We start from the raw sequence: 10,801 nt of genomic DNA on the forward strand, positions 1-10,801 counted from the left end.
GGGGTGGTGGCCGCTCCGGGCCGCACGCCCGCGCGTCGCGGGCGGCCCGCGACCGGCCGCCGTCCGCGGTTGCCGGCCGGCTGGGCGGACCGGTCCGGTGGGTGGGGTCAGGTCGCCGGTGCCGCCAGGTCGAGCCACATCAGGACCTCGTCGCGGTCGTCGCCGGGGGCCAGCCGCAGCGCGCCCGGCAGCCGGCCCACCTCCCGGTACCCGAGCCGCGCGTAGAACGACTCCAGGCCCAGCCCGGCGCGGACCGTGACGTGCAGCGCGGCCAGCCCCGCCGCGCGGCAGACCCGCTCGGCCTCGCGCATCAGCGCGGCGCCGTACCCGTGCCCCTGGGCGTCCGGGTGCACCATCACCCGCTTGAGCACCCGCCAGTGGTCCTTCAGCGGGAACCGGTGGTCCACGATGATCAGCATGCCGGCCGGGCGGTCTCCCGCGTAGCCGACCAGCAGCCGGTCCGGCCCGTCCGCGATGCCGGCGAAGGCCGCCTCGGCGACCGGACGGACGTCGGCCGCGCTCACCGGGGCGACGAAGCCGACCGCGCCGCCGGCGTTGGTGGCGTCCACCCAGAGCGTGACGAGCTGGTCGCGCAGGCTCGGGGTGAGGACCGGGTCGAGGACGAAGTGCAAGCTCACGCCGGTCATCCTGCGCCGGGCGCCACGGCGGGCACCCGCCTTCGTGACCATCGCGACACCGCTGTCCACCGCAGGGGTCCCTGGAGATCTGGTGCGGGAGGGGGGTTTCGAACCCCCACGTCCTCTCGGACACAGGCTCCTAAGGCCTGCGCGTCTGCCGTTCCGCCACTCCCGCCGACCCGCTGAGTCTAGAGCGTCGCGCGGAGACGGTGTGCAGTCCGGCTCGCCGCAGAATGTTCGACACCGTTCCATGGCTGACCGCGCACTCACCGCCGGAGGCCACGGCGACGAGTGCGGCGAGCTTGCGGGGGCCGAGCGTGGGATGAGCGAGGGCGTGCGCGATGACGGTCTCCGCGAACGCGGACGGGCCGGCCCGCCTGGGCGCGACGGTGCCCCGGGCGGCGAGGCGGGCGCGGAGCCGGGCCACGTGGTTGCGGTGGCAGCCGATCCGCCGGGCGGCCTCGCTCGGGCCGAGGGCACCGCGGTCCACCTGCCGCACCAGCTCCTCGACGTCGGCCGGGGGAAGCCGCGGCACCGGCTCGGCCCGGGAGGGCGCCGGTCCGGTGCGGGGCGGCACGGGGCCCGCGTGTGGTGCCGCGCTCCGGTTGCGTCCCGCGTAGGTGTCGGTCTGGCTGTGGCAGTTCGGGCAGAGGATTCGCAGGTTGGGTGGCCGGTTGTCGAGGAAGTCGCCGTTCACGTGGTCCACGTGCAGGGTGAGCGGCCGACCCCGCCAGCGCGGGCCGACGCCGCACTCCTCGCATTCCTCGGGCACGCCGATGTCGCGCAGCGCCCATTTCAGCCGGGTGCCGGGCGTACGACGGGAGCCGACCGGCAGCCGCGCCAGCACCCGTACCGACGCGGTGCGGCGGGCGCTGGGGCGGCCGGCGTGGTGCCGGCCGCCGGTGAAGTGCGATGTGTCGATGCCGAAGCGCTTGAGCTGCCGGCTGATGTGCGCGTGCGAGCCACCGCTGATCCGCACCCCGAGCAGCCGCATGACCTCGGTGACGCTGCGGGCGCGGGCCGCCGCTGCCGCGAGCGCCTCGGGCGAGTACTTGTAGCGAACCACGCACGGACGGTAGCGGCCGGGTGTGACGGATTCAGTCCAGGCCGAGGTCGCGGCGCAGCTTCGCGACGTGCCCGGTGGCCTTGACGTTGTAGAGCGCCCGTTCGATCTTCCCGTCCTCGTCCACCACGAAGGTGGACCGGATCACGCCGGTGACGGTCCGGCCGTACATCTGCTTCTCGCCGTACGCGCCGTACGCGGTGAGCACGGCCTTGTCGGTGTCGGCGACGAGCGGGAAGGTGATGGCGTCGCGCTCGCGGAACGTGGCCAGCTTCTGCGGCTTGTCCGGGGAGATGCCGACGACCTCGTAGCTGGCGGCCTGGAGCGAGGCGAGCGAGTCGCGGAAGTCGCAGGCCTGCTTGGTGCAGCCGGGGGTCATGGCGGCCGGGTAGGCGTACAGGATGACCTTGCGGCCGCGCAGGTCGGCCAGGGAGAGGGTCCCGCCGCTGTCGGTGGGGAGGGTGAACTCGGGGGCGGGGTCGCCGGGGCTGAGGCGGTCGGTCATGGCGGTGACGATACCGCCGCCGGGTGGGGTGGGTCCGGTGGCGACGCGCCCACCGTGATGATCACGACGGCTTGTTGCAAGGGATTGGCAACAACGGCTCTCCACAAATAAGCTCGGCTCGTGGAAACCCTGGCGATGCACATCTCCAACGGGATCATCGACGGTCCCGTTGCCGCGATCTTCGCGGCGCTCGCGCTCGCCGCGCTCACTCTCTGCGTGCTGCGCGGCCGCCGCGACCTCGACGACCGGCTGGCGCCGATGGCCGGCCTGGTGGCCGCATTCATCTTCGCCGTGCAGATGCTCAACTTCCCGATCTTCACGGCCGGGGTGAGCGGTCACCTGCTCGGCGGCGCGCTCGCCGCGCTGCTGGTCGGCCCGTGGGTCGGCGCGCTCTGCGTGGCCGTGGTGCTGGTCGTGCAGGCGCTGGTCTTCGGTGACGGCGGGGTCGCCATGCTGGGCCTCAACATCACCAACATGGCGCTGCTCGGCACGGCGGCGGCGTACCTGCTGATCGCGTTGCTGCTGCGGGTGCTGCGGCGCACCCCGGCCGGACTGGCCGTCACGGCGTTCGTCTCCGCGCTGCTCAGCGTCGTGGTCGCGTCCCAGGGTTTCGTGCTCCAGTACTGGCTGGGCGGCACCACCGACCTGGGCGGCAACCTGGCCGGGCTGGCCGGCACGATGGCCGGGGTGCACCTGCTGATCGGCATCGGCGAGGGTCTGATCACCGCGACCACGGTGGTCACCGTCGCGAAGGTCCGCCCCGACCTGGTGTACGCGCTGCGCGCCCTGAAGCCGGCCGCGCCGGCTCCCGCCGTCCCGGTCGCCGGAGGTGCCCGATGAGCAAGCGGTCCTGGCCCTTCCTCCTCGGCGGCCTGCTGGTCGCCCTGCTCCTGGCCGGCGTGGTCAGCAACTACGCCTCGGCGCACCCGGACGGGCTGGACTCGTCGCTGCTCAAGGGCTGTACGGTGAACGCCGACGACGAGATCACCGGTGGCAGCTGCCCGGCCCAGCAGGCGAAGGACCACGAGCTGGCGGACAGCCCGCTCGCCGACTACGGCGTCCGCGGGGTACGCAACGGTTTCCTCTCCACCGGCCTGTCCGGGGTGCTCGGCGTGCTGCTCACCTTCGCCCTCGGAGGTGGCCTGTTCTGGCTGGCCCGCCGGCGCGGCCCGGCGACCGCCCCGGCCGGCGCCGACCCGACCATCGCCGGCCCGGGCGATGCGACGGCCGGCGTGACCACCGCCGACCCGACCGCCACCGGCCCGGGCGAGCCGCCCGCCGGCGACGAGACCCACGCCGCGCGCGCGACCCGCGCCGGCACCCGCTGAGGGGTACCCGACCGATGGGCGCCGGGCATGCGCACGTGCTCTACCGCGAGTCGTCCTCCCCGGTGCACCGCCTCGCGCCGGAGGTGAAGATCGCCGCGATGGTGCTGTTCACCGTCGCGGTGGTGGCCACGCCCCGGGAGGCGTACTGGGCCTTCGGCGGGTACGCGCTGCTGGTGGCGGGGGTGGCGGCGCTGGCCCGGGTCGGGCCGCGCTGGTTGTTGAGCCGGGCGCTGATCGAGCTGCCGTTCGTGCTCTTCGCGTTCGCGTTGCCGTTCCTCGGCGCCGGTGAGCGGGTCGAGGTGGCCGGGCTGAGCCTCTCCGTGGACGGGCTGCACGGCGCGTGGAACATCCTGGCCAAGGGGACGTTGGGCGTGCTCGCCTCGCTGCTGCTGGCGGCGACCACGACGACCCGCGACCTGATCGTCGGCCTGGACCGGCTGCGCTGCCCGCAGGTGCTCACCCAGATCGCCACGTTCATGCTGCGCTACCTGGACGTGCTGGTGGGTGAGGCCCGGCGGATGCGGGTGGCCCGGGTCTCCCGGGGCGACGACCCGCGGTTCCTGTGGCAGCTGCGCGGCTTCGCGGCCGGGGTGGGCGCGCTGTTCCTGCGCGCGTTCGAGCGGGGCGAGCGGGTCTACCTGGCGATGGTGTCGCGCGGCTACACGGGCCGGATGCCCGCGGTGTGGCAGGGCGGCGGCGCGGCCACCGCCGGGCAGTGGGCGGCCGCCGCGACGGTGCCGGTGATCGCGGCCACCATCGCCGCCGTCGCGCTCGTGCTGACATGATCGGGTACGTGCAGCAGCCGCCCTCCCTGGACGTCCGTGGCGTCCGGTACGCGTACCCGGACGGTCACGTCGCCCTGCACGGGGTGGACCTGACCGTGCCGCGCGGCGACCGGGTGGCGCTGCTCGGCCCGAACGGCGCCGGCAAGACCACCCTGGTGTTGCACCTCAACGGCATCCTCGCGCCGGCCGAGGGCACGGTCAGCGTGGGTGGCCTGGCGGTCAGCCGGGACCGGGACACCCTCGCGGAGATCCGCCGCCGGGTGGGCATCGTCTTCCAGGATCCCGACGACCAGCTGTTCCTGCCGACGGTGGCCGAGGACGTGGCGTTCGGCCCGGCGAACCTGGGGCTGCGCGGGGCCGAGCTGGCCGCCCGGGTGGACGAGGCGCTGGCCGCGGTGGGGATGAGCGAGCACCGGGAGCGGGCCCCGCACCACCTCTCGTTCGGGCAGCGGCGGCGGGTGGCGGTGGCCACCGTGCTGGCGATGCACCCGGAGATCCTGGTGCTCGACGAGCCGTCGTCGAACCTCGACCCGGCGGCCCGGCGGGAGCTGGCGGAGATCCTGCGTGGCCTGCCGGTGACCCTGCTGATGGTCACCCATGACCTGCCGTACGCGGCCGAGCTCTGCACCCGTTCGGTGATCCTGGACGGGGGCCGGATCGTTGCCGACGCCCCCACCCTCGACCTGCTCACCGACCCGGCGCTGCTGGCCGAGCACCGCCTCGAACTGCCGTACGCCTTCGACCCGCGCGCCGTCGCCCGCCCTTCCTGAGCCGCGCGGACGGGCGTCGACCGCCCTCCTGAGCCGCGCGGCCGGACTCCGCCGGCGCGCGGTCACGACGTGCCGGGTGGGACGGGCGGTGCCGGGCCTCCGCGCGGTCGTGCGGCGGTCAGTGGGAGACGCGTCGGGCGAGGTCCGGGCGGGCGGCCCGGGCGGCGGTGTGCAGCCGCAGCAGGCCGGCGGCGGTCGCGCCGGCCCCGGTGGCCAGCACGATCGCCACCAGGAGGCGGGCCAGGCCGGCCGGCCCGGCCACCGGCGCCACCGCGCGGGCCAGCACGGCCAGGTTCGGCACCCCGGCGAAGAGCACCAGGCAGGCCCCGGCCAGGGTGGCCGGGAAGTCGGCGGCCGCCCGACGGATCAGCGCGTACCCGCCGGCCGCGACCGCGCCGAGCCCGGTGAGCAGCGTCCAGGTCTGCCCGGTGAGCAGCCCGAGCAGCAGCCCGCCCGGTCCGTCCGCCCCGGCGTCCAGGGCCCGGCCGACGGCGACGGCCACGGCGGCCAGCCCGCCCACGGTGAGCAGGGCCGCGACCGCGCGCAGCGCGCGGACCCCGGCGGCCGTGCCGGCGGGCGCCAGCCCGGCCGCGCCGAGCAGCAGGAAGCCGAGCGTGGCGGCGGCCCACCACGGGTACGGGTCGGGCGGCGGCAGCCAGTCGAGGGTGCCGCGTACCTCGATGGTCCGGTCCCCGGCGCGCAGCGGCACCACCCAGTCGCGGATCCGGTGCTCGCGGCCGGGGTCGGCGGTGACCGGGGCGGGCTGCGCCGGGTCGAGCCAGAGCGTCCGCTGGTCGTGCCAGCGGGCCGTCGGGCCGTCGCCGATCCGCCGCCAGACCGGGGTGGCCGCCGGGTCCGCCTCGGGGGAGAGCCGGGTGTCGCCGGCGATGGTGCGGTTCAGGTAGGTGGCGGGGGAGCGGGTGTTCTCGTACACCCCGCCCGGCCCGACGCGCAGGTAGGGCTCGCCGGAGTAGCCGAGCACCTCGACGTCGGCGCCGGTGCGGTTGGTCAGCTCCAGCCGGGCGCCGGCCTCGACCAGCCGGGCGGTGAGGCCGGGCCGGGCCGGGGCGACCGCGGTCACGGTGGCCCGGTAGTCGGTGCCGTCGGGGGCGTCCGCGCCGTGCGCGGCGGCCGGGCTGGCGGAGGTGAGGAGGGCGGCGAGCGCGGCGAAGACGATCAGCCCCGCCCGCCGCAGTGGCGCCGGGTTCACTTGCCGGCCGCCTCCACCGCCGCCCGGAGCCCTTCGGGGGAGCGGTCCTCGACGTCCCGGCCGTTGACCTTGATGGTCGGGGTGCTGGTGACGCCGGCCTTGCTCGCCTCGTCGGTGACGTGTTCGGTCCACGACCGGTAGGTGCCGTCCCGGACGCAGGAGGCGAAGTCGTCGCGGTTCAACCCGACCCCCGCGCCGATGTCGATCAACTCGTCGTTGCTGAGCCCGGCGCTGTTCTCCGGCGGCTGCTTGGCGAAGAGCTGGTCGGTGAACTCGGTGAACTTGCCGCCCTTGGCGGCGCAGCCGGAGGCGGCCGCGGAGCGGGTCGAGTACTCGGTGGTGGAGAAGCGGTTGAGGAAGACGACCGGGTGGAAGACCACCTTCGCCTTGCCCTCGCTGACCAGCTGCTTGAGGGTCGCGCCGCTGGCCTCCTGGAACTGCCGGCAGGCCGGGCACTGGTAGTCCTCGTACAGGTCGATGGTGACCTTGCCGGTGCCCTCGACGATGCCGGTGCCGGCGTCGTTGGCGCCGGGCGGGGCCGTGAAGCCGGTCGACTTCTGGCTGGAGTACACGGCCCAGCCGATGCCGCCGGCGATGACCAGCACCAGCACCGCGGCGATCGTGGTCCAGAGGGTGCGCCGGCGGCGCCGTTCCCGGGCGAGCTGCTCGCGGACCACCCGGGCCGCGTTCTTCTGCTGCTTGCGACTACTCATCCTCGTCCTCCAGGGAAGGTGCGCCCGCCAGCCAGCCGTCCACCGAGAACGGGGTGCGGGGCCAGCACAGCAGGAATCCGGCCAGCACCAGGAAGCCCAGGTCCCGGAGGATCTCCGGCAGGTAGCTCGGGGCCTGGCCGGCGGCGAGCTGGCCGCCGCTGCCGAAGCACCCGCAGTCGATGGCCAGGCCGCGCGACCACGCCGAGGCGATGCCGGCGATGAAGACCACCAGCAGGGCCGTGGAGACGCCGGCGGCCAGCCGGGTGGCCAGCCCGACGAGCAGCAGCACACCGAGGGCCAGCTCGACGAAGGGCAGCGCGGCGCCGAGCACCGCGGCCACGTCGTACGGCATGAGCTGGTAGGCGTTGACCGCCCGGCCGGAGGCGCCGAGGTCACCGACCTTGCTGCCACCGGCGTAGAGCCAGACGGCGGCGAGCCCGAGCCGGGCGGCGAGGCCCAGCCAGGGCCGGAGGGTGGCCCAGCGGGTGGCCGGTACGCGAGGTGTGCTCACACTCATTGGTCGCCCGGGTTCCGTGATTGGTTCCATGGTCAACCGGTCAACGCGTCGCTGGCGGCGTCGACCAGGTCGGCGCGGGCCCGGGCGACCCGGGAACGGATGGTGCCCACCGGCACCCCCTCCACCGCGGCCGCCTCCGCGTACGACAGGCCGAGCAGTTGGGTGAGCACGAACGCGGCGCGCCGCTCGGCGGGCAGCCGGCGGACCAGGTCGGTCGCGCCGAACTCGCCGGCCGGGTCGGGGTGGGGCCGGTCGGTGGCGGCGTGCGCCGCCAGCCGTTCGTCCAGCCGGCGCCGCCGGATCACCGTGCGCAGGTGGTCGGCGCAGGTCCGGCGGGCGATGCCGAGCAGCCAGGTATGCGCGCTGGAGCGCCCCTCGAAGCCGGGCAGCGCCCGGAACGCCCGCAGGTAGGTCTCCTGGGTGAGGTCGTCCGCGCTGTCCGGGTCGACCAGGGCGGCGGCGAACCGCCACACCTCGGCCTGGGTGGCCCGGACGAGGGCGGCCGGCGCGGCCGGGTCTCCGTCGCGGGCGGCCAGCGCCCAGCCGGTCGCCCGGTCCGGGGCGGCGCCCGGTGGCGGGCCGTCGGCGGGGGTGTCGCGCGGGGCGGGGGTCACGACAGTCGAGGTTACGCGGGGTATCTGTGAGTGACAGGGTCGTTCGGCCCATTCCATGACCCGGGCCACGCCGGGAACTTTTTCCGCCGGTCTTCCGACTACCCGACATGACGTGCGACGACGTACGCGTGGCGCGGTCCGCGTGGCGGGTGCCCGCCGCCGTCCGGGCCGGCGCGGCGCGGTGCCGCCCGCGGCCCGGTGCGGGGCGCGGATGAGGCCGGTTCGCCGCACGGGGGTCGGGTCGGGAAGCATGACGGTCATGACTGCTGCCGTACGCCGCCGGCCCGTGGCCGTGGCCGACCGTCGCTGGGCCGCCCGGCTGGGTGCCGCCGCCGGCCTGCTGGTCACCCTGCTCGCCCTGCTGCTCGCCCCGGCCACCCCGGCCAGTGCCCACGCCGTGCTGGTGAGCACCAGCCCGACCGCCGCCTCGGTGGTGCCGAGCGCGCCGGCCGAGGTGGTGCTGACCTTCAGCGAGGGGGTCCGCAAGGTCCCCGACAAGGTCCGGGTGATCGCGCCGGACGGCTCCCGGGCCGACCGCGGTGAGCCGATCTTCAAGGGCACGGTGGTGACCATCCCGGTGGACTCCTCCGGGGCGCGCGGCACCTACCTGGTGAGCTACCGGGTGATTTCCGCCGACAGCCACCCGGTCTCCGGCGCGTTCACCTACTCGGTGGGCGCGCCGTCGACGCCGCCCAGCGACTCGGGCCCGGACACCCGCGCCGACCCGGTGGTGGGCAACGCGGTCAAGGTCGCCCGGTACGCCGGGTACGTGGGCCTGCTGCTGCTGGTCGGTCCGGCCCTGGTGCTGGCGGCGCTCTGGCCGCGCCGGCTGTCCCGCCGCGGCCCGGCCCGGCTGGCCTGGTCGGGGCTGGGCCTGCTGGCCGTGGCCACCCTGGCCGAGGTGTGGTTGCAGGTGCCGTACACCAACGGCGGCCGGTTGTTCGAGGTGACCGGGGCGGGCCTGGGCGACGTGCTCGGCAGCACGTACGGCACCGCGCACCTGGTCCGGCTCGGGCTGCTCGCGGCGGCGGCGTTCCTGCTCCGCCCGCTCTTCGCGGGCCCGGTCGGCCGGACCGACGCGGTCATCCTGGCCATCCTGGCCGGGGCGGGGCTGTTCACCTGGCCGCTGGCCGGGCACCCGGCGGCCTCACCGGCGCCGGCGGTGTCGGTGGTGGTGGACGCGGTGCACCTGGGCAGCATGGCCGTCTGGCTGGGTGGCCTGGTGATGCTCGCGGTGTTCCTGCTGCGCCGCGCCGACGAGCGGGAACTGGACGCGATCCTGCCGATCTGGTCCCGCTGGGCGGCGCTGGCGGTGGCCGCGCTGCTGCTGGCCGGCACGGTGCAGGGGCTGATCGAGGTGGCCAGCCTGTCCGCGCTTTTCGACACCACGTACGGGCGACTGCTGCTCGCCAAGATCGTCCTGTTCGCGCTGGTGATCGGGGTGGCCGCGTACTCCCGGTCGCTGGTACGCCGGCGCCGCGCTGCGGGCCGACCGGGGGCGATGCGCCGGGTGGTGCTGGTCGAGCTGCTGATCACCGCGGTGGTGCTCGGCGTGTCGGCGACCCTGGTGCAGACCACCCCGGCCCGCACCGCCGGCACCGACGTGACCGGGGGCCCCACCGACTACTTCTCCGCCACGCTGTCCAGCCCGCTCTACTCCCTGCAGGTCGAGTTGGATCCCGCCGAGCGCGGCAACAATTCGCTGCACCTGTACGCGTACAGCAAGGACAACCGGCCGCAGCCGGTCAAGGAGTGGAAGGCGACCGCCGCGCTGCCGTCGGCCGGCATCGAGCCGATCGAGATCCCGCTGCTGCCGCTGAGCGACAACCACGCCACCGGTGAGCTCAACCTGCCGGCGGCCGGGCGGTGGGAGTTCCGCTTCACCGTCCGCACGTCCGACATCGACCAGGCCACGGTGACCGCCACCGTGCCCGTCACGTAACGAGAGGCGCTCCGTCCGATGATCCGATTCCGGCGTACCGCAACCGCCGCCGCGCTCACCCTCACCGTCGTGGCCTCGGCCGTGCTCGGCCTGGCCGGGGCCGCGTCGGCGCACGTCACGGTCAACCCGAAGGAGGCGACCCAGGGTGGCTACGGCCGGTTCGCGTTCCGGGTGCCCAACGAGAGCGACACGGCGTCGACCACCAAGGTCGAGGTGAACCTGCCGGAGAACGCCCCGGTCGGCTCGGTCTCGACGATGCCGGTGCCGGGCTGGACGGTGGCGGTGCAGAAGCGCAAGGTGGACCCGCCGATCGAGGTGCACGGCAGCCAGCTCACCGAGGCGGTGTCCAAGTTGACCTGGACGGCGACCGCCGGCGGCGTGAAGCCGGGCGAGTTCCAGGAGTTCCCGGTCTCGATGGGGCCGCTGCCGCAGGTCGACCGGATGGTCTTCAAGGTGCTGCAGACCTACTCCGACGGCAACGTGTCCCGCTGGATCGAGGAGCCGACCCCCGGCGCGGCGGAGCCGGAGAATCCGGCCCCGGTGCTCACCCTGACCGCCGCCTCGGCGTCGGCCGCCCCGGCGGCGAGCGCCCCGCCGGCTGCCGCGGGCGACGACGATGACGACGACTCCGACGCCGGTGCGGCCACCGCCCTGGGGGTGGCCGGTCTGGTCGCCGGCCTGGCCGGTCTGGTCCTGGCTGGACGGTGCACGGCCGC

Annotated in this window: 13 protein-coding genes and 1 tRNA gene; 6 read left to right on the forward strand and 8 right to left on the reverse strand. The window is 75.2% G+C overall.

Annotated features, from left to right (window positions below):
• Window positions 1-107: 107 nt before the first annotated feature.
• From LQ51_RS08405 to bcp, 4 genes are all read right to left on the reverse strand, one after another.
• Window positions 108-638, reverse strand: a complete 531-nt coding sequence (locus tag LQ51_RS08405; protein ID WP_046564140.1) for a GNAT family N-acetyltransferase — start codon at window positions 636-638, stop codon at window positions 108-110.
• A gap of 89 nt (window positions 639-727) precedes the next feature.
• Window positions 728-813, reverse strand: a tRNA-Leu gene (locus LQ51_RS08410).
• Window positions 778-1,704: an HNH endonuclease signature motif containing protein gene (locus tag LQ51_RS33330; protein WP_197087576.1), complete on the reverse strand. Its 927-nt coding sequence runs from the start codon at window positions 1,702-1,704 to the stop codon at window positions 778-780. The genes LQ51_RS08410 and LQ51_RS33330 overlap by 36 nt, the downstream gene beginning before the upstream one ends.
• 31 nt (window positions 1,705-1,735) lie before the next feature.
• The gene (gene bcp, locus LQ51_RS08420; protein WP_046564130.1) at window positions 1,736-2,206 is read right to left on the reverse strand and encodes a thioredoxin-dependent thiol peroxidase; all 471 of its coding nucleotides are present in this window, start codon (window positions 2,204-2,206) and stop codon (window positions 1,736-1,738) included.
• A gap of 120 nt (window positions 2,207-2,326) precedes the next feature.
• On the opposite strand from bcp, the gene LQ51_RS08425 reads away from it, so the two are divergent.
• From LQ51_RS08425 to LQ51_RS08440, 4 genes are read left to right on the forward strand one after another with little or no spacing between them, the layout of a single operon-like run.
• Entirely contained in the window at window positions 2,327-3,046 is a 720-nt protein-coding gene (locus LQ51_RS08425) for an energy-coupling factor ABC transporter permease (RefSeq protein WP_046564131.1), read from the forward strand.
• A complete protein-coding gene (locus tag LQ51_RS08430; protein ID WP_046564132.1) occupies window positions 3,043-3,534 on the forward strand; it encodes a PDGLE domain-containing protein in 492 nt (163 codons plus the stop codon). The genes LQ51_RS08425 and LQ51_RS08430 overlap by 4 nt, the downstream gene beginning before the upstream one ends.
• A gap of 14 nt (window positions 3,535-3,548) precedes the next feature.
• Window positions 3,549-4,319 (forward strand): cobalt ECF transporter T component CbiQ, encoded by a 771-nt coding sequence (gene cbiQ / locus LQ51_RS08435; RefSeq protein WP_046564133.1) that lies wholly within the window; start codon window positions 3,549-3,551, stop codon window positions 4,317-4,319.
• A complete protein-coding gene (locus LQ51_RS08440; protein ID WP_046564134.1) occupies window positions 4,316-5,089 on the forward strand; it encodes an energy-coupling factor ABC transporter ATP-binding protein in 774 nt (257 codons plus the stop codon). Before cbiQ ends, LQ51_RS08440 begins: the two co-directional genes overlap by 4 nt.
• A gap of 118 nt (window positions 5,090-5,207) precedes the next feature.
• Here the strand turns inward: LQ51_RS08440 and LQ51_RS08445 are convergent, their stop codons facing one another.
• Genes LQ51_RS08445 through LQ51_RS08460 form a run of 4 tightly spaced genes read right to left on the reverse strand, consistent with a single transcriptional unit; the run spans window position 5,208 to window position 8,143 of the window.
• Window positions 5,208-6,299, reverse strand: coding sequence for a hypothetical protein (locus tag LQ51_RS08445; RefSeq protein ID WP_046564135.1), 1,092 nt, complete (start codon window positions 6,297-6,299; stop codon window positions 5,208-5,210).
• Window positions 6,296-7,012: a DsbA family protein gene (locus LQ51_RS08450; protein ID WP_046564136.1), complete on the reverse strand. Its 717-nt coding sequence runs from the start codon at window positions 7,010-7,012 to the stop codon at window positions 6,296-6,298. Before LQ51_RS08450 ends, LQ51_RS08445 begins: the two co-directional genes overlap by 4 nt.
• Window positions 7,005-7,529, reverse strand: a complete 525-nt coding sequence (locus LQ51_RS08455) for a MauE/DoxX family redox-associated membrane protein (RefSeq protein ID WP_046564137.1) — start codon at window positions 7,527-7,529, stop codon at window positions 7,005-7,007. The genes LQ51_RS08450 and LQ51_RS08455 overlap by 8 nt, the downstream gene beginning before the upstream one ends.
• Before the next feature lie 32 nt (window positions 7,530-7,561).
• Window positions 7,562-8,143, reverse strand: a complete 582-nt coding sequence (locus tag LQ51_RS08460) for a sigma-70 family RNA polymerase sigma factor (protein WP_046564138.1) — start codon at window positions 8,141-8,143, stop codon at window positions 7,562-7,564.
• Between the two features lie 259 nt (window positions 8,144-8,402).
• On the opposite strand from LQ51_RS08460, the gene LQ51_RS08465 reads away from it, so the two are divergent.
• On the forward strand, window positions 8,403-10,085 hold the full coding sequence (locus LQ51_RS08465; RefSeq protein WP_046564142.1) for a copper resistance CopC/CopD family protein: 1,683 nt from the start codon (window positions 8,403-8,405) through the stop codon (window positions 10,083-10,085).
• 18 nt (window positions 10,086-10,103) lie between these two features.
• On the forward strand, window positions 10,104-10,801 hold a 698-nt coding region (locus LQ51_RS08470; protein ID WP_046564139.1), incomplete at its 3' end, for a YcnI family copper-binding membrane protein.

Source organism: Micromonospora sp. HK10 (assembly GCF_000982955.1).
Classification (GTDB): Bacteria; Actinomycetota; Actinomycetes; order Mycobacteriales; family Micromonosporaceae; genus Micromonospora.

What these genes read in the sequence shown, in the direction of transcription:
- cbiQ (WP_046564133.1), top strand. Translation starts at nt 3,549, where the DNA reads ATGGGCGCCGGGCATGCGCACGTGCTCTACCGCGAGTCGTCCTCCCCG.
- LQ51_RS08450 (WP_046564136.1), bottom strand. Translation starts at nt 7,012, where the DNA reads ATGAGTAGTCGCAAGCAGCAGAAGAACGCGGCCCGGGTGGTCCGCGAG.
- LQ51_RS08455 (WP_046564137.1), bottom strand. Translation starts at nt 7,529, where the DNA reads ATGAGTGTGAGCACACCTCGCGTACCGGCCACCCGCTGGGCCACCCTC.
- bcp (WP_046564130.1), bottom strand. Translation starts at nt 2,206, where the DNA reads ATGACCGACCGCCTCAGCCCCGGCGACCCCGCCCCCGAGTTCACCCTC.
- LQ51_RS08430 (WP_046564132.1), top strand. Translation starts at nt 3,043, where the DNA reads ATGAGCAAGCGGTCCTGGCCCTTCCTCCTCGGCGGCCTGCTGGTCGCC.
- LQ51_RS08440 (WP_046564134.1), top strand. Translation starts at nt 4,316, where the DNA reads ATGATCGGGTACGTGCAGCAGCCGCCCTCCCTGGACGTCCGTGGCGTC.
- LQ51_RS08465 (WP_046564142.1), top strand. Translation starts at nt 8,403, where the DNA reads ATGACTGCTGCCGTACGCCGCCGGCCCGTGGCCGTGGCCGACCGTCGC.